The following is a 19,368-nucleotide window of genomic DNA, read 5'->3' as shown; positions in this document are numbered from 1 at the left end:
GATAAATGCCGGGCGATCACCAAAACAAGGTGTAACTGGTTTTGTCGGCTACCGGAAGTATCAGCTCCTGGCCTGCGGCTGATGGGCGCACTACTGCTTTTGCATTTTTGTCAAGTTGAAGATAGTAATTGTCGTCAACCTGGTATAAACCTTTCTCCACCTCAGTTATCTTCTTTCCAGCGCCCAATAAAGCATATAGCGGACCTTTGAGCGCCCCTTCTATCCCAAACGTTCTGGTGATCCCGCCAGTGCCTGAAACCAGCTGATCTGTCACCGTTGCAGCGCCCATCGCATAACGGTAGGCAGGATATCCTGCGGCATCAACTTTGTAACCCAGATAATTGATATCCGAGGAATCGGGCCATGCGGAGTTGGGGGCTGACAGAACAGCAAAACTGCTCTTCCCTGAAACCGGAACCGTAAGTCCGTTTGGGAACAAGAGCTGGGGTTCTCCGCGTTCGTACCACATTTCGGTTACATTTGCAAAATGGCCCCGCCACGCCTGTAATAAAGCCCCGCGGTTCAGGTCCATGGTATAGTTCCATCCGGTGGGGCTGCCAACGGATATGCAATGAGTCCTTTTGTATTTTTCTCCCTCCAGCTGGATGAAGGAACGGATCATGTCGGGCTTTTTGTCGGGTGTATCGGTGATATTAGGCTTTGGAGCTGGCTCGGGAAGGGACGACAGCACATGAAGGTCGTAAGCCCGGATACCTGCTTTTTCGACCCTTAAACCTAAGGCAGAGGGTCTCCAGGGAAATCTTGAATAATGAATTTTAAACTTGTGTGTACCCTGGCTGAGGTTGACCGAGCCGGTATGGGATTCCTGGGAGGTACTTTCTCCGCTGGCCAAAACACTTTTCCCGTCTATATCCAGCGTTAAGACAGGACCGGAATAGATACTTGTAAAAATATAGTTTCCGGCTTCGCTGACTTCGAAATTCCCTTCATAAACCAAATGAAATTCCCGCATTCCATTGGTAACTTCCTGGGTTATTACCTCCGACTTTCCTTCGTGGTCCAGTTGTGAATATTGCTTGGCATCCCATTTGTCGCTGTAAACCTTGTACGTCAGATTTGACAAGCTAAGCGGCTTCCTGCTTTCCAGCAGCTGATACCCTGGATTTCGGAAAGCGATGGTGCCTTTTGTTACCTCAAATGAAAGGCTCTGGGCATCTTTATCCTGGTTTTTTACGGGCAGGTAAACAGCTTCCAGAACAATCACTTTATTTAGGGCAAGTGTGTTCAAACGGGCGGTGCCGGCGAGGCCGGGAACGGAGGCGTCGTAGGCCAGTTCAAGGGTCTGCCACAGGCCGGGTGCTTTTGCTGCATTCTGAGAAGGAAACTGTCCTATGAAGCCAGAAGTACCGGAATTAGGTTCCAGTTGCTTATAACTATCGGAGATGAGGACTTTTGATCCGCCAGGGAGAATGATTGCACCCTCGGCACCGGGAGATACCATGAACTCCACTGACAGCCGCAGATCCCTGGCTTTTAACCTGGTAACGAGTGTTTCGCCGGCATTCCCGACAAGAATGCCAGTTCCCGACTGTAATTTGGCCTTGGTGCCTGTTTTTGGGAGTATGGAAATACCGCCTTGCAATGACCAGTTGGACGCCGGTTTTTCAAACGAACTAAAATCTGAAAGAGGCAGGCGGGAATAACTTTGGCTATCGTCCTGGCCCATGACCATCAGCGGGTAAGCCAGAAAAACGTAGGAGAATTTTTGAAAGAAGGAATGCATTGGGTCTATTAAGTGTAATGTTTACATTTAAAAAGCTAATTACGTGATTTTTTCTACTAATATATCGCGAATTATTATGATTTATTTTGAAATTAGTGCAGCGGGTATGGCACGACTGGCAGAATTCTCCGGACAAATCGGACCAGATAAACGCCAAAAGCCCCGGCGGATGTAAATCTGCCGGGGCTTTTCTTAACCTTGCCGGAATAAATCGGCAGGGATTTTTACAGATCCCACCAAACCTTGGTATTGTAGTTATCAGCGCCCTGGCGCGAAACTGCGTTGGCAAGGCTAGCAGGGTTCAGGGTTTGCTCGCTGCGCGGATAGGCAAAGCGGACAGGTACCCTGTTACTGTTGACATTGTCAAGGCCAGGGGTAATCACCGGGATGTTCGTTCTGCGCCAGTCAAACCAGGCTTCCAGACCAGTGAAGAACAAGGATATCCATTTTTGTGTCCCGATCAGTGTAAGTGCATTGGCTTCGTCGTAGGCTATGCCGGTGCGGGTAAGATAATCGGCCGGAATGGTAGTATCCACAAATCCAAATGCCGCTTTAACACCCTCTTCGTAATAATCCTTCGTTGTTTTTGCCGAAGTGATCATTCCTTTTTTGGACGCCTCGGCCAGGATGAACTGAAGCTCGGGATAACCCATGATATAACCTTTGGCTACTTTTAAGCCGCGCTCTGTGATAGAACCTTTGTAGTACAAGGCGCCTACACGGGAAATATTACTTGCACCGCCGTTGTAGGCTAGTGCTGCCACTTCGTTAAGCCCGTTGGGAACACCTGAATAAACGGGCTTTCCTGCGGTAACCGATGCATCTGTAGGCTGGGCGAAGGCGGTTATACGCGGGTCATTGAAGCCGGTAAGTTTGTCTCCAAGGTTTTTGCTGAGCCTGAACTCATCAAAGGAACCTGAGCGCGAAGTATACATCGGAAACTGGTTAGGAGCGCCGGTAAGGTACTCCATGGTTCCGTTGTCGTCATTGCTGGTAAAAATCGGTGTCGCAGCAGTATTGCTGATAATGGCCTGCATCTCCGCTTTTACGTCTTTTTTATCCGAGATACGCATCAGATAACGCAGGCGCAATGAATTGGCCAGCTTTTTCCATTTGCTCACATCTCCACCGTAAATCAGGTCACCTACCACGGTTTCTCCTGCTCCGAGCAAGTCGTTCGCCGTTTTTAAGTCGTTCAGAATGCCCGTATACACTGCCTCCTGGGTATCATATTTTGGCTGCAGAATTCCCGAAACACCACTTGTAGCTTCTGAATAGGGGATATCTCCGTAAGCATCTGTCAGCAGGGAATACATCCAGGCACGCATGATAAGCGTTACACCTTTGTAGTTATTGGCGTTGTTCTTGTTGCTTAAGTCAAGCAGCAGCTGCACGTTACGCAAGTTATTGTACATATTCTGCCACAGACCATCTCTGTCACCCCAGGTATACCGGTCTTCCGAAACGAACTGGATCTTGGCAGTATGTTGGATAACAATGTTACCGATTCCCCAGCTTTGGTTTACCATTTCATTTACAGAAGTTCGGATGATACCCGGTAGTAACAAGTCGGCAGTAACATCGGTGATCGCATTCGGATCGGTATTTTTCTCTACATAATCCTGGGTACAAGAGGGCAGGAAGAACAGCCCGGTAGCCAGAATTCCAATATATATATTTATCTTTTTCATAAGATATTCGAATTTAAATTAGAAATTAAAACCAACGTTAAAGCCCCAGCTGCGGGTAGTAGGCATACCTACGGATTCGATACCCGGTACAATTGTTCCGCCGCTCAGGGAAGAGGTTTCAGGATCAATGTGTGGTACTTTGCTCCATACAGCGAGGTTACGTCCTACAATCGATACGTTCAGACCTTTAATTTTGGCTTTGTTAAGGAACTTGCCCGGAACGGTATAGGAAAGTCTCATTTCGCGCAATTTGGCATAGGAAGCGTCAAAAATTCCACCGCCGGCATAATCCCTGTTACCAGTTCTCGACTGGTGATACTCACGTGCCGTAAGTTTTACGTCGTTCACACGGTAAGATCCGTCTGAGTTCTGGATCACACCTTTTCCGATCACCCCGTTACCTGGCTGGCTAATGTCATATCCGTTTGCACGGCCTTCCAACGTTTCTATCACCTGACCTGCTTCCAGTCCGACTACAAATGTTTCAGAGAAAACCTGTCCGCCGTGACGTATATCCAGTAGCCCGCTCAACGCAAAGTTTTTGTAGGTAAATGTGTTACGGATACCTGCCATCCAGTTGGCATTGTAATTTCCCACTTTCACCAGGTTGTCTGTTCCGACAAACCTGCCCGACTCGTTGAAAATCTGCTGACCATAGTATGGGCTGTTTTTGTCTTCTACCTTTTTCAGGTCTATCGCATACATATCACCCATTCTCTCTCCTACACGTGCCTGGATAGATACCCCGTGCCGCTCCACCATCTGGTAATTTTCAACGTCACCGTCAAACTTCACCACTTTGCTGCGGTTGGCAGACCAGTTCACATTGATATCCCATTTGAAATCTCCCACGATTACCGGTGTTCCGTGCAGCATTAATTCATATCCGTAGTTCCTGATCTCACCTGCGTTTACGATACGGTTGCTATATCCTGATGTGATCGAAACAGGTACCGAAGGCAAAATCTGGTTTCTTGTATTGATGTTATAAAAAGTGAAGTCGAGGCCTGCGCGGTTTTTCAGGAAACGCCATTCGGTTCCAATTTCAAAGGAGGTACTGATCTCCGGTTTCAGGTTATAGTTAACAAGAGAGGCCGAAGAAGAGTAAACAGGGTATTCTCCCCAAGGATCAGAACGGCCGTAGCCAGCTGTAAAACGATAAGGATCGGTATCATTACCCACCTGGGCAACGCTGGTGCGGACTTTACCAAAAGATACCCATTCTGGCATCCGGACCATATCAGATACCACGGCACTTAAAGACGCAGAAGGGTAGAAATAGGAGTTTACCGTTTTACCAAGCGTATCAACCGCTGCGGGTAAAGTAAGCGCGGTAGACCAGTCGTTACGTGCCGTTACGTCAAGAAAAAGGTAATTGTTGTAACCAAGCTGAACGGAACCATACAAGCTGTTGATTACCTTGTTGCCATCGTAGATAGAACTTACCAGGGCAACTTTGGTATTGTTAAAGCTGTAAATGCCAGGGATCAGAAGCTGAGGAGCAGTTACCTCAAAATTGTTCATTTTGCTGCTTTGGCGGTTACCCCCGAAGTTGGCACCGAAAGAGAATTTCTCGCTGATATCCTTGTTTACACTAAACAGGAAGTCAAAGTTGGACTCACCATTACGAACCCTTTCTTCACGGTAACTACCAAAAGGAAAACGCTGTGTACTGAAGGCTCTTTTCCGTTTTCTGAGATCGTTATTGAAATCGGTTCCGCCGCGTACCTGCAGGCTCAGCCAGTCGTTGAAAGTATAACGAACGGAGATATTTCCAAAAATACGGTTTGCCGACTGGCTGTTGGTATTTTCGTAAAGGTTGAAGTAAGGGTTATCGTGATAGTTATAATTGAAGTTGAATTGCTGGCGATCTTCCATACCAGGCATCCAGTATTGTTTCAGGCTGTTCAGGTCCACGTGCTGGCCCATCCAGCAATGCAGCAGGTAAATGATGCTTTCCGTTCCGTAGGTAAGGCTGGGACGGTTATCACTGACACTGTTGATGTAGTTACCTGCCACCCGTACAGTCAGTTTGGGAGAAAGGTTGTAACCCGCGTTGATGGCGAAGGTATTCCTTTTCAGATCGGTATTAGGAATAATCCCTTTCTGGTCGAGCAGGGTATAGGAAAGCCGGAAATCTCCTTTTTCATTGGAACCTGTAACCGATACGTTGGTATTGTTGGTGATCCCTGTTTCGTAGAATTCTTTCAGGTTATTGCCTGGCCGAAAGGGTGTTGGGGTGATGGTGCCGCGTGCATTCATATCTGTTGCGGTTCCAAGGCTACCATCGTCAACCAGCGAGATATCCCCGCCGCGGAAGCCTTTGGAAGTAGGAGAGTTATGCTGTGCAATCAGCGTACCGTCCATTTTGGGTCCCCAGCTTTCGTCCACACCATCAGCAATACCACCGCCGTTTCCATCCACAAAACTGAATACTCCGTTGTTACCCTGGCCGTATACTTTTTGGAATTCAGGTAATACAAGCGGGTTTTCAAATGTGAGGCCTGCATTAACACTTACACCAAGTCCTTTGCTGTTTTTACCCGATTTCGTGGTGATTACAATCACCCCGTTGGCAGCTCTAGAACCATAAAGTGCCGCAGCATTGGCACCTTTCAGAATGGTCATGGATTCTACATCATCCGGGTTGATCTGCGAAGCACCGTTTCCATAATCAATTTCCTGGTAAGATCTTCCGCTTGATCCTGTCAGTTCATTGGTGATAGGTACCCCGTCGATCACAAATAGTGGCTGGTTTTTGTTGATATCCAACGATTTATCGCCACGTATGGTCACCCGGGCAGATCCACCGACGCCGCTTGGGCTGCTCATCACCTGCACACCAGCCGCTTTCCCAGCCAATCCGCTCACGAAGTTGGTTTCGCGTGCCTTGTCAAGGTCCCCGCCTTTCAATTCCTGAACGGCATAACCCAGCCTTTTTGATTCCTTTTTGATACCCAAAGCGGTAACTACCACCTCGTTGAGGTTGCGTACATCGGGTTCCATCACTACATCAATGTTGGACGCCGTGGTTACGTTGATTTCTTTGGAAAGGTAACCTACATAGGAGTATATCAGTATGGCACCGTTATTGGGCAGCGAAATGGTATACTTGCCTTCTGAGTCAGAAATGGTTCCTGTTGTGCTGCCCTTCATTATCACACTTACACCGGGCAGGCCCACCCCGTTCTCATCGGAAATTTTTCCGGTAATGGTTTTGTCAATTTTGGAAGCTACTACCACAGGCATCGCATGAACGGCGGGCAGGCTCACGGCTGCACAGGTTAGGATACTGTGGCAGAAAATAATGCGGGAAAACTTCCGCAAGGTTTTTCTGGGTAAAACAGTTTCAGACATGATAATTGAATTAGGTGATCAAAAGAAAAATTAACTTGGTAATAAAAGTGGTAATGGGGTACTGCTATTTTTGCTAACAAGGACATCGGGGCATATAAACAGGTAATGAGACTGTATATGTCCTGACGGGTATTGATGTGGGTACTGAGACTATATTAAAAACACGCTGCTGTTTTTTGCCGACACATACCGGCACCATGTTGTGACTGGCCGGACGGCTAAGTCAGCGGGAATACTGGTGGGACGGTAACGGATATTTATTAAAAAGTAGGAGTTTATCATAAGCATCTGTTGAGTGAAAAAGCCTGAATTTAGTGTTAATATATACTTAACAAAAACGCCATGTTAAATGCGCTCACACGTGAATACTTACCTGTACTTTATTTGGACTATTGTAAGTAACTGATTGCTGTATTGAAAATTAATTATTAAATTCTTCAAAATCAATTTTTTGATTAAAAATGCACTTTTATCTGTAAACAATATAGTTTTTAAACCGCCCGGTTTTTATGACTTTTTTGTCCCGGATCACTAATCCAGCTGCAAATTTCACACATCGCCGCTACTATGGCCCATTTTTGCTTGTAAAGTAATTGTTAAATTGTGATTATAAAATGAAAAAACCTCAGCTTCCGGGAAACTGAGGTTGTACAAAAAATGCTGTTGATATCAGTGTGCTTCGAGCCAGTTGGCGCCTATCCCGATCCCTGTTTCCATCCTGACGGGTAGTGAAATGGCGGTGCGCATTAATTCATCTACTTTTTCCCGGAGTAAAGGAATTTCGTCTTTATGCGCCTCAAACACGAGTTCATCATGAACCTGCAGGATCATACGCGACCGGAGGTTTTCCGATTTCATAAAATCATGGATATTGATCATCGCCACTTTAATCATATCCGCTGCGGATCCCTGGATCGGTGCGTTTATAGCATTTCGTTCCGCATATCCCCGGTTGGTCTGGTTGCGAGAATTGATGTCTGCCAGGTACCTCCTGCGGCCCAGAATGGTTTCCACAAAATGATGCTCCCGCGCATCGTTGACCACCCGGTCCATATAAGCTTTGATAGCCGGAAATTCTTCGAAATAGGCTCTGATAATTTCGGCAGCTTCACCACGGGGTATTGCCAGCCGCTGAGCCAGCCCGAAAGCCGATATGCCATAGATAATTCCAAAATTTACCATTTTGGCCTTCCTCCGCATGTCAGAGGTAACGGCGTCCAGATCTACCTTAAACACCTTACTGGCAGTGGTGGCATGGATATCCCGTCCCTGGTTAAATGCCTCAATCATACTCGTATCTTCACTGAATGCTGCCATGATCCGAAGTTCAATCTGCGAATAATCCGCCGAAAGGATTTGGAATGCGTCGGAAGAGGGAATAAAAGCCCTTCTGATTTCCTTCCCGCGCGGTGTGCGGATGGGGATATTCTGTAGATTGGGATTGGTAGAGCTCAGCCGCCCGGTGGCCGCAACTGCCTGGTTGTACGAGGTATGTATACGTCCGGTTCTGGGGCTTACCAGGGTTGGCAAGGCATCTACATAGGTTGATTTTAATTTTTGTAATTCTCTAAAATCCAGTATTTTACGTGCAATTTCATGGTCGTTTTCCAGTTCCGAAAGAATATCTTCACCCGTCGCGTATTGTCCTGTTTTGGTCTTTTTGGGCTTGGCAATCAGTTTCATTTTATCGAACAGAACTTCACCAAGCTGCTTGGGAGAACTGATATTGAAGGAAGTACCGGCCGCCTCAAAAATCTGAGATTCGGTCACCCGCATGTCATTTTCCAGTAATCTGGACATTTCTGCAAGGGCGTTGCTGTCGATCCTCACCCCCGTGCTTTCCATGTCCGACAGTACCTGCACGAGCGGCATTTCTACTGTTTCAAATAGCTTTTGTGCGTTATACTTGGGCAGTTCCTTTGTAAAAATGGTATTGAGCCGGAACGTAATATCGGCGTCCTCACCGGCGTACTGGGTAATTTCGGGGATGGGTACGTCCCGCATATTTCCCTGGCGGACGCCTTTTTTACCGATCAGTTCGGTGATCGAAACCGGAGTGTAATTCAGGTAACTTTCTGAAAGCAGATCCATTCCGTGCCGTTTGTCCGGTTCGAGCAGGTAATGGGCCAGCATGGTATCGCTGAGCTTACCTCTTACGTCAACGCCATAATTCTTCAGTACCAGCAGGTCGTATTTGATATTCTGACCTATCTTCCCAATCTTTTCATTTTCGAATACTTCTTTGAAAACATCTACGATTTGCTGCGCTTCAGCCTGGTTTGCAGGAACCGGGATGTAAAAGGCTTCACCCGCCAGATAAGCAAACGACATACCTACCAGCTCTGCATTGACGGCATCCAGCGAATTGGTTTCGGTGTCAAAACAAAAGGACTCCTGCTGGCTCAGGTAATAGGCCAGGCTTTGCATCAGCTCGGGGGTATCAACGGTATGGTAACGGTGAAACGAATTGTCGATAGTCCTTTTGGGGAGTAATGCCTGTGTTTCTCCGGTATCAGGCTGGTCCGGGTCCGCAAAGTTTTCACTGATCACGGCCGGCTGGCTCCCAAGTTCTTCCGTCGGGTTGCCAAAAAGATCCAACTGCCCTTTCTTATCTGCCGTTTTTTGCTTTGGTGTAGGAAGAAGGGCGGCCGCTGCTGGCATGGCCGTTCCCAGCACGCGCTGGCGTAAGGTTTTAAATTCCAGTTCGTCAAAGAGCGCTATGATTTTCTCCGTATCCGGGCTGCATACGGTGAGATCCTCGGCGTCAAACGGTACCGGAACTTTGATATCAATCGTAGCGAGCTGTTTGCTAAGCAACGCTTTGTCGAAATTTTCTCTGATTTTTTCACCCAGTTTTCCTTTGATTTCCCCAGCATGCGCAATCAGGTTTTCAATGGTATCGTATTCCTCTATGAGCTTTTGTGCGGTTTTTTCGCCCACCCCGGGGATGCCGGGAATATTGTCCACGGCGTCACCCATTAAGCCAAGGATATCCACTACCTGGTCAATGCGCTTGATCTGCCAGCGGTCAAGTACTTCCTGAACGCCGAGAATTTCCGCCCCTTTGCCCATAAAAGCGGGCTTGTAAATGTGCACGTATTGTTCCACCAGCTGGCCATAGTCCTTGTCGGGTGTCATCATGTATACCTCAAATCCCTCTTTGGAGGCTTCTTTGGCAATGGTACCAATGATATCGTCGGCCTCGAAGCCGTCCAGTACCAGCACCGGGATACACATCGCTTCCAGCAGTTTTTTGACCAGCGGAATGGCCACCGTAATATCTTCGGGTTGTTCCTGGCGCTGTGCTTTATAAGCCTCAAATTGTATATGACGGAAAGTTGGAGCGGCAGTATCAAAAGCGACGCCGATATGGGTCGGTTTCTCTTTTTGTAAAACCTCGAGCAATGTATTGGTAAAGCCGAAAACAGCGCTGGTATTTAAGCCTTTGGAGGTAATGCGCGGTGCCTTGATGAATGCAAAGTGTGCGCGGTAGATCAACGCCATGGCGTCGAGAAGAAAAAGCTTGTGAACGGGTTTGTCCATGAGTCAGTATTTAACGAAACTCAAATATAAGATTTTGACGGAGATGAATTGATGCCCGCTAGTATTTCTGGTATGGTACCGGCGTCTTCTCTACATGATATTCGTTAAAGTATTAAAAGTTATATAAGTATTAAAAGATTAATTTTAATTCAGTATACTAAAAGTATGAATAGCTAATTTAGTATGAAAAGTACCTGGTGGTCTCATCAGGTAGGAAAGTATTAATCTAATGATAAGTAAAAATCATTTCACCCGTGGTAAAAGTATTATAGAATTGAGCTTTTTTAAAGATTTATATATTTAGTATATATTAAAAGTATTGAATATATTATATTTTTAAAATTTATTTATTAATATAATATATAAATAATGTAATTAAAGTATATTATGATAAATAAGTGTTGTATGTTTATTAGATAGCGTATGAATGATGCGTACTATTCGGATCGTACTTTTTATTCATGCTATACAGTTCAAAAGTATCTGACTATTAGCACAAATTACTAGTTTGTGAATTAATTATATGTATTAATAGTTTATTTCTTTTAAATAGTTTAAAATGTATTAATTTATATAATTCTTTTAAAACTTAATATGATTAGGACAGATTTTAATGATCTGTTTATGAGATGGTTACATATAGAAAATATTAAAAGTAAAATATATATGATAATTAAATGAAATATTAAAAGTAAAGTACTTTAATTATGTTTTTGAGGTTTTATGTCCAATCTGTGAATGAGGTTGTAACGTTGTTTTCTTTTGTTTGTATTAAATAGGATTTATTTCTTTATCATTGAATTTAAGAATCATGAGAATCATTTTGGTGGTTTTGTCTGTTATTGTTTTTTCGTGTAACCAAAAAAATAAAGTGAAGGATACGTATCAATGGCCGGGGCTGACTCCTCCCGTAGCAGAAAAAAAGGATCATGAAACAGGAATGCATGGCGACAAACGCAATGACGAATATTACTGGATGGCCGATTTTTTCACGCAGGGGCCCGACAGCGCGGAGGTTGTAAAGTACCTGAATGAGGAAAATGCCTATACCGATGCCATGATGGCAGGTACCGATGCTTTCCAAAAGTCACTTTTCGATGAAATGAAGGTGCGCATTAAGGAGAAAGATGAGTCGGTGCCGGTGTTTCATAATGGATATTTTTACTATACAAGAAGTGAGGAAGGGGAGCAATATTATAAATATTGTCGTAAAAAGGGCTCGCTGGGAGCCCCGGAGGAAATTCTGCTGGATGTAGATCAACTCGCTATTGGGCATGCCTACTATTCGGTGGCCGGGTTTAATATCAGTCCTGACAATAACCTGCTCGCATTTGGTGTGGATACGGTTTCCAGAAGACAGTATACGATTTATGTTAAAAATCTGGCGACGGGCGAACTGCTCACAGACGCTATTTTCCCTACCAGCGGTGGTTCGGTTTGGGGAAATGATAATAAAACACTGTTTTATACTGCTACAAATTCGAAAACGCTGCTCAGCGAGAAAATAAAGAGACACAAGCTGGGTACGGAAGCGAAAAAAGATGTGGTTGTTTACCATGAAAAGGACAAGAGCAACTACATTGGCGTAGGCAAAACGAAGTCGGAAAAGTACATTCTGATCAGTTCCTCGGCCACCATGTCTTCTGAGGTACGTATATTGGATGCGGATCGGCCAGAAGGAAATTTTGAGCTGTTTCAACCCCGTTTGAAGGACGTATTGTACGACGTGGATCACCAGAATGACAGGTTTTTGATTGTGACGAACAAGGATGCCTTGAATTTCAGGTTGATGGAAACGGCTTTGTCTCGGACGGGCGTGGAAAACTGGAAGGAAGTGATCCCTCACAGGCCTGATGTACTGCTGGAGGAAATCGATGTTTTTAAGGATTTTCTGGTTGTTACCGAAAGAAAAAACGGCTTGCTGCAACTGCGCATCAGGAATGAAAAGAACGGGACGGAACATTATGTGGATTTCGGAGAACCCGCATATACCGCCTACGCTGGCTCCAATCCGGAGTTCAATACTGCTAACCTGAGATATATTTATACGTCGCTTACCACGCCGAATTCTGTGTACGATTACAACATGGAAACAAGGGATAAGGAGCTTAAAAAGCGTCAGGAAGTTGTGGGCGGCTATTCGCCGGAGGAGTATGTCACGGAACGACTGTATGCCACCGCAGCGGATGGCGTGAAGGTACCCATTTCGCTTGTGTACAAAAAAGGGACCAGGAAGGATGGGAACGCGCCGCTGCTGCTGTATGGATATGGCTCTTACGGCAATAGTATGGATGCAGGTTTTAGTTCCGGCAGGCTGAGCCTGTTGAACCGCGGCTTTATTTTTGCTCTTGCGCACATCAGGGGAGGGCAGGAAATGGGCAGGCAGTGGTATGAGGATGGTAAATTGTTTAAGAAGAAAAACACTTTTACCGATTTTATTGCCTGTGCCGAGTATCTCATCAGCCAGCAGTATACCTCAAAACAACATTTGTATGCCGAAGGTGGAAGTGCAGGCGGCTTGCTGATGGGTGCTGTCGTGAACCTTCGTCCGGACCTATGGCATGGGGTTATCGCGGATGTTCCGTTTGTGGATGTGGTAACAACCATGCTGGATGAGAGTATCCCCTTGACTACCAATGAGTTTGACGAGTGGGGGAATCCAAAAGAGAAGGAAGCGTACTTTTATATGAAATCATACTCTCCCTATGACAACGTGGCTAAAAAGGCATATCCCAATATGTTGGTAACCACGGGATTACACGACAGTCAGGTGCAGTATTTTGAGCCTGCCAAATGGGTGGCCCGTTTGAGAACGCATAAAACGGATCAGAATATTCTGTTGCTTAAAACCAATATGGAAGCAGGACATGGCGGTGCTTCCGGGCGCTTTGATTTTCTGAAAGAAGTGGCATTACAGTACGCCTTTTTGTTCGCTTTGGAAGGAATAATGGATTGATTATTAAGTTGTTATATAATTCGGTTTTTCATCTTGTAATGGGCCGTCCGGGATTTCGGGTCGGCCCATTATTTTTTCGTTTTTTTTTCAGATTTCCAGCAACGGATATAAAAATATATGTGTCTACTGAAATATACTTAATCCCTGACACAAATGAAGAGAATAGGAAAATATGTAAACGGCCTGCTGGCTTTATCGGTTTTATCAATGTTTTCGTGTCAGAAAAAGGAGGCAACCCCGGCATGCGGATGCGGAGATGTGGTGATACGTAAAGTGGAGAAGGTGGAGGCGGTCCATTACGGAAGGGGTATCTTTGGGATCAGGGAAAAGGGGACAAACGGGAATACCTACCAAATTGTTGAAGCTTGTGAGGTAGATAGCTCATGGGCTATAACCGGCGATGTACAACAACCTGATTTTATAATTACGGGGAATTTGAAACGATCCTGTGGGCGTCCTGACGGTATTAATACCATGTTATGGATTGGCAATCAGCCGATTGAGATAAACGAGATAAAATTTAAAGGAAAGGAAGCGGTTATCTGAAAGCCCGGTTACGACTGTACGGTTGCCCCGTTAAACGGGATATATGCTGCAAAGAAATAATAAAGAGGACCGCCAGGCCAATATGAGCCATCCTGTCCTCTTTAGTTTATTTCAATAATCAATCCTATCAGTTACTAAATTTTGCTTATCGCTGCTTCGATGTCCGCTATAATGTCATCGATATGTTCGATACCTAACGAAATGCGTATACCTGAAGGGTGAACACCTGCTGTGAGCTGTTCGGCTTCCGATAGCTGAGAGTGAGTGGTGGACGCCGGGTGGATAACCAGTGTTTTGGAGTCTCCTACGTTGGCCAGGTTACTGATCAGCTGAAGGTTGTCAACAAAAGCTTCGGCTCTTTTCTTATCGCCTTTCAGCACAAAGGATAGTACTCCTCCGAACCCTCTGGTAAGGTATTTTTTGGCCAGGCCGTGATACTGGTTGGAAGGCAGGCCTGGATAATTTACACTTTCTATTTCATCATGTGCTTCCAGCCATTCCGCAAGTTTCAGCGCATTTTCACAGGTACGCTCAATACGGAGCGAGAGTGTTTCCAGGCCCTGAAGGAATAAAAAGGAATTAAAAGGTGATAACGAAGGTCCCCAGTCGCGCAGGCCTTCCACACGGGCTCTGATAATGAACTGAATGTTTCCAAATGGCCCGCCAATACCAAACACATCGTTATAAATCAGGCCGTGATAGGACGGCGAAGGGGAAGTGAATTGTGCGAATTTTCCATTTCCCCAATTATAGGTACCTGCATCCACAATAACTCCGCCAATGGAGGTTCCATGGCCGCCTATCCATTTGGTGGCCGACTGTACCACTACGTGGGCACCGTGTTTGATGGGCTGGGCAATGGCCCCGGCTGCACCAAAGGTATTGTCGACGATCAATGGAAGGTCATACTTGGCAGCCAAAGCGGCAAATGCTTCGAAATCTGGCACGTTGAAACCTGGGTTTCCAATTGTTTCCAGGTATAGTAACTTGGTTTTTTCGTCAATCAGCTTTTCGAAACTTTCCACGTTGTCGCCGTCGGCAAAGCGAGCTTCCACACCAATTGCCTTGAAGGAGTTCTTGAACTGATTATACGTGCCTCCGTATAAAAAGGAAGTCGTTACAAAATTATCTCCGACGGTGGTGATGTTGTTGATGGCCAGGAACTGCGCCGAGTGTCCCGAGGCGGTGGCGAGAGCCGCTACGCCACCTTCAAGAGCAGCCACCCGTTTTTCAAAAACATCCGTCGTAGGATTCATGATCCGGGTATAAATATTTCCGAACTCTTTCAGAGCGAACAGGTTAGCCGCGTGTTCTGCATTGTTGAAAACATAAGAAGTGGTTTGATAAAGTGGCACCGCCCGTGAATTTGTAGCCGGATCCGGCGTCTGTCCTGCGTGCAACTGTAAGGTCTCGAATTTCATAAGGTCTTCACAATTTAAGGTTAACGTTTCAAAGATAGTTATATTTCTATTTAGCATATAGAAATAATAGTCTTTTGCTATTGATATAATAAATATGCTTTTACAAATATGAATGAAAATTCTAAGTCTTCGGGTTCAGGATACATAAAAGATTTTTAACCAGATTTTTCAACTGATGCAGGATTTCGGGATCAGTTAATTGCATATCACTGTTAAACCTGGTCTTGATCAGAGGAATAGAAAGTGTCGTGTTTTCGCTGGTGTGGGTACCCAGGGCCTGTAATGTGAGCAGGAGGGAAGCCATTGCTTTATCGCCACCCGACCATAATGGTGATGCACTGATGGCTGCCACCGGTTTTTCGTTCAATTCGCCACTGGATACTAACCAGTCCAGCGCATTTTTCAAAACTCCTGGTACGCCAAACGCATACTCAGGGGTGCTGATGATAAGTGCATCGGCGGCTGCCAGTTTTTGTTTAAATTCTTTAACAATATCCGGTTCCGTAATGCCGGGATTAAAATGTGGCAACTGATCCAAGCCTGAATATATCTCCATGTCGGCCATGCCGGACTGATGAAGTTGTATGGTCTGAAGAATCAGAGAATTGGTAGAGTCCTTACGCAGGCTTCCGGATATACCCAGCATTTTTGGTTTTAGGGGAGATGACATTACTGGTTCTTTTTATGAAATAGCAGAACGCAGGAAAATCCGGAATGGTTTGTGCCATTTATTAAACGGAAATACCCGCCGAGGTTTTTACTGAGCGGGTAAGTTTCCGGATAGCGGATGTATAATTAAATCACGGCGGCAGGTTTTATGAATTGTGTTGCTTTAACTTATTGAATAATAGATTTTTATGGTGCTGTTATGTGTTTTGATAATCTGCTGTTCGTTTTTGCAATTTCACTTTCCCCTTACATTAAAGAAGTTGTAATCCGTTATCGGTGCATCGGTAAGGCCTAATTGTCGGCCCACGGTAATTATCTGTCCGCGGTGGTAAGTGGTATGATTGACCAGATGAAGAATGTATTCAAAGTTTGGGAAATTGCATTCGAACCAGGGGTTTATCACCATCGTTTCATCCTGAATCGATTCCGCCGGCATAGACTCTACAAATTCAACGATCCGGGCAGACTGGTCAATCACCTCGCTCAGCACTGATTCCGGATCGGCTCCCTGGTTTTCGGAGTACTCTTCCCCGGAAATAACAGAAAGCCAGTACCCCTGAGTTTTCAGAATATGAAGTAAGGTAAGTCTGATCGTTGGGAAACTGGATGTTACTTCCTTATCCAGCAGCTCCGGAGATTTGGTTTTCAGCCAGTGTACCAGGGTAGCGTTGGCCCATAGGTTGTACCGGGTGAAGTTATTGATCAGGTAAAGCATGCTGTTTACCTCTTTTTCGGTTGCTGGCATCGTCATCATAGTTTCTTGTTTTTAGGTTCATAGCAAAGTAAACCGGTACCTATGACAGACGTATGTCAGTAGCAATTGGCGGGCGCTACAATTTTTCGGAAATCTCGGCTATGAGCTTTTTCAGGCGATCTTTCAGGATTTGCGGCTGCACTATCGAAGCGTCGGGTGCGAGCATCATGAACCACCTCGCAAATCCCTCCAGATAACTGCTCAGGAATGTCATTTCAACGATGTCGTCTTCTATTACCTCCGAAACATATCCATAGTAATACTTTTGCTCGTTGATGTACGGCCGTATACGTTTTTGGAGCCTGATGATGATCAGGTGCAGGTTTTGGTCATGGCTTACCTGTTTCTGAAGAAAGTCTTTAAGAGGGGCATGCTGCAGATTAAAGGAAGTATCGGTAAGCTCGATTTTAACGATCCTGTCAAGCCGGAAGTTGCGGTAATTTTTTCTTAAATGGCAGTAGGCAACGGTATACCAATAATTATTTTCGTGGTAAACTCCCACGGGTTCAATGAGCCGCATACTGGCCTGATCATAGCCAAGGGCCGTGTACAGAATATTCACGGCCTTCTTTTCGGAAATACTCTTCAGGAGGAGATCCAGGGAGTTGTCGGATGTGGTGGCAAAAGGACTGTAATGCTGCCTTACTTCAATATGGTTTTCCAGGTTTTCGACCATGGATTTTTCGCTGCTTTTTAAAACAGCCCGGATCTTGTACATGGCCGACTGGTAGTGCGACTTCACCGTGAGATCCGTGAATTTCTCCATTAATTTTTCAGCCGTAATGAATGTACGCGCTTCTTCCCGGGTGAACATAACCGGTGGAAGGCGGTAGCCATCCATGATGGAATAACCCACCCCTGCTTCCGATACGATGGGTACTCCTGCCTCAGCCAGGGAGCTGATGTCCCGATAAACCGTCCGAAGACTTATTTCAAAGCGATCGGCCAGATCCTGCGCCCTCACAATTTTACGTGACTGGAGCTGGATCAGTATGGCCGTAATTCTATCGAAGCGGTTCATTTTTTTGTGGCGGCTAATGTTGCCGGCAAAAATAGTTTAAACTACCGCTTCTCTCAAATGAAATACCTCCGAAATCAATTCAAAAGATTTTTTTCTCGTTTGTGCATCCTCGCCCATGGTTGAAATGATGATTTCATCCACATCAAAACGATCGGCAAGAGCTGTGAGTTGCTCTTTTACTGACTCCTTCGTTCCCGATATTACCCTGCCGCTGTTGTATTTAATTCTTTCCAGTTCGCCGGGTGAAAACTGATAATTTTTGATGTCGGCATAACTGGGGAAAGGGCCAAAGTTTCCACGTTCGAACTGAAGCAGTATGTAATCCTGTATCTTTCTCATTTGCAGTGCTTTTTCTTCTGTTTCACCGCAAAGTACGAAAATGGAAAGCATAGCTTCGGGCTTTGGGTAGTGCGCAGAAGGCCGGAAATCCCTGCGGTAGCTGTCTATTACTTCGGGGCCGGCAAAGCCATTAATAAATTTGGCCACAACCAAACCCAACCCGAATTTTGCAGCAATACTACTGCTTCCTCCGCTTGAACTCAATATCCATTGGCCAGGCGTAGTGGCAGCCTGTGGCACGGCATAGATAAAGCCATCATCTGTTCCGGCGGTATCTTCAAAAAAGTGCTGAAGATGTTCCAGTTGCCTCAAATAGCTCCTTTCACTAAAATCGTTGGAAGGATTAAGTAGGGAAGAGGTCAGCCTGTCGGTACCCGGAGCACGGCCCATGCCCAGGTCAATGCGGCCTGGGAAGAGGGTCTCCAGCATCCGGAAGTTTTCGGCCACTTTCAATGCACTGTGGTTAGGAAGCATTATTCCTCCTGAGCCAATCCTAATATGAGACGTTTCATCCGCAAGTTTCACCATCAGTACTTCCGGTGTGGAACCTGCGATAAAAGTCGAGTTATGGTGTTCAGAAATCCAGAATCTGCTGTAACCCAGTTCTTCAGCTAATCGGGCGGTTGCAATGGTTTCTTCGATAGCCTCTTTTGCAGTACTGTTTTTCCTCACAACGGATTGATCCAGTATGCCAATTTTTATTTTCCTCATTGTTGAATACCTTTTTTCAGGTCAACAAAGGATATAGATTTAGAATTCGTATTGAAACCATATAATGGCTTTCTTTCGGGTAAGTATCCGTCATGTGCCGGTTACTCGGTGTCTCGCTTCCAGTAGGTTGTGCGGCCCAGCAGAGAGATACCCACAAAGCCCCGGATCTCTAACGTCTGACCTTTCAGCTTAATAATGCAGCTGTATGTTTTGCCGCTATGCGGATCGTAGATGGTGCCATTTTCCCAGGTGCTGCCGGTATATTCAAAGTCTGACAGGATGACCATGTTCTCGAGACTTCTGGCTCTTAACTTTTTATCAGGATTGTGAATATCCTTTCTGGAAGTCTTGCCGTCCGCTTCCATAAGTTCCTTGCCCCATATAATTTTTCCGTTATACTTATTCCCTGTCCTGTACACTTCAATCTTTCCATCCTTCTCCTCGGAAAGCCATACGCCTACGATGGCATCTGCTCCGGAATGTTGCGTTTCAGAGACAAAACTGAAAAATGAGATAGCTAATAAAAATACTATTTTCTTCATCTAAAATGGCGTAGCTCAGGTATTTTGTTATTGTTACAATATTAGTTAAGTACTATTTTAACAATTTGGCTAAA

Annotated in this window: 12 protein-coding genes; 2 read left to right on the top strand and 10 right to left on the bottom strand. The window is 45.5% G+C overall.

The genetic code is table 11. From position 1 onward, the window contains the following. Nucleotides 1-16 precede the first annotated feature (16 nt). From KOE27_RS08995 to polA, 4 genes are all read right to left on the bottom strand, one after another. Nucleotides 17-1,744, bottom strand: coding sequence for a family 16 glycoside hydrolase (locus KOE27_RS08995; RefSeq protein WP_229252715.1), 1,728 nt, complete (start codon nt 1,742-1,744; stop codon nt 17-19). A gap of 224 nt (nt 1,745-1,968) precedes the next feature. Then, nucleotides 1,969-3,435 carry a SusD/RagB family nutrient-binding outer membrane lipoprotein gene (locus KOE27_RS08990; RefSeq protein ID WP_215238558.1) on the bottom strand — a complete coding sequence of 489 codons (1,467 nt, stop codon included), beginning with the start codon at nt 3,433-3,435 and terminating at the stop codon, nt 1,969-1,971. 18 nt (nt 3,436-3,453) lie between these two features. Beyond that, nucleotides 3,454-6,792 (bottom strand): SusC/RagA family TonB-linked outer membrane protein, encoded by a 3,339-nt coding sequence (locus tag KOE27_RS08985; protein WP_215238557.1) that lies wholly within the window; start codon nt 6,790-6,792, stop codon nt 3,454-3,456. 669 nt (nt 6,793-7,461) lie between these two features. Next, entirely contained in the window at nt 7,462-10,335 is a 2,874-nt protein-coding gene (gene polA / locus KOE27_RS08980) for a DNA polymerase I (protein WP_215238556.1), read from the bottom strand. Nucleotides 10,336-11,146: 811 nt separating this feature from the next. Here polA and KOE27_RS08975 point away from each other — a divergent pair. Beyond that, the gene (locus tag KOE27_RS08975; RefSeq protein WP_215238555.1) at nt 11,147-13,291 is read left to right on the top strand and encodes a S9 family peptidase; all 2,145 of its coding nucleotides are present in this window, start codon (nt 11,147-11,149) and stop codon (nt 13,289-13,291) included. A gap of 153 nt (nt 13,292-13,444) precedes the next feature. Then, nucleotides 13,445-13,837: a hypothetical protein gene (locus KOE27_RS08970; protein WP_215238554.1), complete on the top strand. Its 393-nt coding sequence runs from the start codon at nt 13,445-13,447 to the stop codon at nt 13,835-13,837. A 134-nt stretch (nt 13,838-13,971) separates the two neighbouring features. On the opposite strand, the gene KOE27_RS08965 is transcribed toward KOE27_RS08970, so the two are convergent. The 6 genes from KOE27_RS08965 to KOE27_RS08940 form a co-directional block, all read right to left on the bottom strand. Next, on the bottom strand, nt 13,972-15,258 hold the full coding sequence (locus KOE27_RS08965) for an O-acetylhomoserine aminocarboxypropyltransferase/cysteine synthase family protein (RefSeq protein ID WP_215238553.1): 1,287 nt from the start codon (nt 15,256-15,258) through the stop codon (nt 13,972-13,974). Between the two features lie 121 nt (nt 15,259-15,379). Beyond that, nucleotides 15,380-15,928, bottom strand: coding sequence for an NADPH-dependent FMN reductase (locus KOE27_RS08960; protein ID WP_215238552.1), 549 nt, complete (start codon nt 15,926-15,928; stop codon nt 15,380-15,382). A gap of 234 nt (nt 15,929-16,162) precedes the next feature. After that, nucleotides 16,163-16,681, bottom strand: coding sequence for a DinB family protein (locus KOE27_RS08955; RefSeq protein WP_215238551.1), 519 nt, complete (start codon nt 16,679-16,681; stop codon nt 16,163-16,165). A gap of 76 nt (nt 16,682-16,757) precedes the next feature. Further along, a complete protein-coding gene (locus KOE27_RS08950) occupies nt 16,758-17,702 on the bottom strand; it encodes a helix-turn-helix transcriptional regulator (RefSeq protein WP_215238550.1) in 945 nt (314 codons plus the stop codon). 36 nt (nt 17,703-17,738) lie between these two features. Further along, on the bottom strand, nt 17,739-18,752 hold the full coding sequence (locus KOE27_RS08945; RefSeq protein WP_215238549.1) for an LLM class flavin-dependent oxidoreductase: 1,014 nt from the start codon (nt 18,750-18,752) through the stop codon (nt 17,739-17,741). A 101-nt stretch (nt 18,753-18,853) separates the two neighbouring features. Beyond that, complete coding sequence (locus KOE27_RS08940) at nt 18,854-19,294, bottom strand: DUF2147 domain-containing protein (RefSeq protein ID WP_215238548.1); 441 nt, start codon at nt 19,292-19,294, stop codon at nt 18,854-18,856. Nucleotides 19,295-19,368: the final 74 nt, after the last annotated feature.

It is taken from the genome of Dyadobacter sp. CECT 9275, from assembly GCF_907164905.1.
GTDB classification, from domain to species: domain Bacteria; phylum Bacteroidota; class Bacteroidia; order Cytophagales; family Spirosomataceae; genus Dyadobacter; species Dyadobacter helix.
This window is presented reverse-complemented; position numbering and strand designations above follow the sequence as displayed.

What these genes read in the sequence shown, in the direction of transcription:
- KOE27_RS08995 (WP_229252715.1), bottom strand. Translation starts at nt 1,744, where the DNA reads ATGCATTCCTTCTTTCAAAAATTCTCCTACGTTTTTCTGGCTTACCCG.
- KOE27_RS08990 (WP_215238558.1), bottom strand. Translation starts at nt 3,435, where the DNA reads ATGAAAAAGATAAATATATATATTGGAATTCTGGCTACCGGGCTGTTC.
- KOE27_RS08970 (WP_215238554.1), top strand. Translation starts at nt 13,445, where the DNA reads ATGAAGAGAATAGGAAAATATGTAAACGGCCTGCTGGCTTTATCGGTT.
- KOE27_RS08945 (WP_215238549.1), bottom strand. Translation starts at nt 18,752, where the DNA reads ATGAGGAAAATAAAAATTGGCATACTGGATCAATCCGTTGTGAGGAAA.
- polA (WP_215238556.1), bottom strand. Translation starts at nt 10,335, where the DNA reads ATGGACAAACCCGTTCACAAGCTTTTTCTTCTCGACGCCATGGCGTTG.
- KOE27_RS08975 (WP_215238555.1), top strand. Translation starts at nt 11,147, where the DNA reads ATGAGAATCATTTTGGTGGTTTTGTCTGTTATTGTTTTTTCGTGTAAC.
- KOE27_RS08950 (WP_215238550.1), bottom strand. Translation starts at nt 17,702, where the DNA reads ATGAACCGCTTCGATAGAATTACGGCCATACTGATCCAGCTCCAGTCA.
- KOE27_RS08965 (WP_215238553.1), bottom strand. Translation starts at nt 15,258, where the DNA reads ATGAAATTCGAGACCTTACAGTTGCACGCAGGACAGACGCCGGATCCG.
- KOE27_RS08960 (WP_215238552.1), bottom strand. Translation starts at nt 15,928, where the DNA reads ATGTCATCTCCCCTAAAACCAAAAATGCTGGGTATATCCGGAAGCCTG.
- KOE27_RS08955 (WP_215238551.1), bottom strand. Translation starts at nt 16,681, where the DNA reads ATGATGACGATGCCAGCAACCGAAAAAGAGGTAAACAGCATGCTTTAC.
- KOE27_RS08940 (WP_215238548.1), bottom strand. Translation starts at nt 19,294, where the DNA reads ATGAAGAAAATAGTATTTTTATTAGCTATCTCATTTTTCAGTTTTGTC.
- KOE27_RS08985 (WP_215238557.1), bottom strand. Translation starts at nt 6,792, where the DNA reads ATGTCTGAAACTGTTTTACCCAGAAAAACCTTGCGGAAGTTTTCCCGC.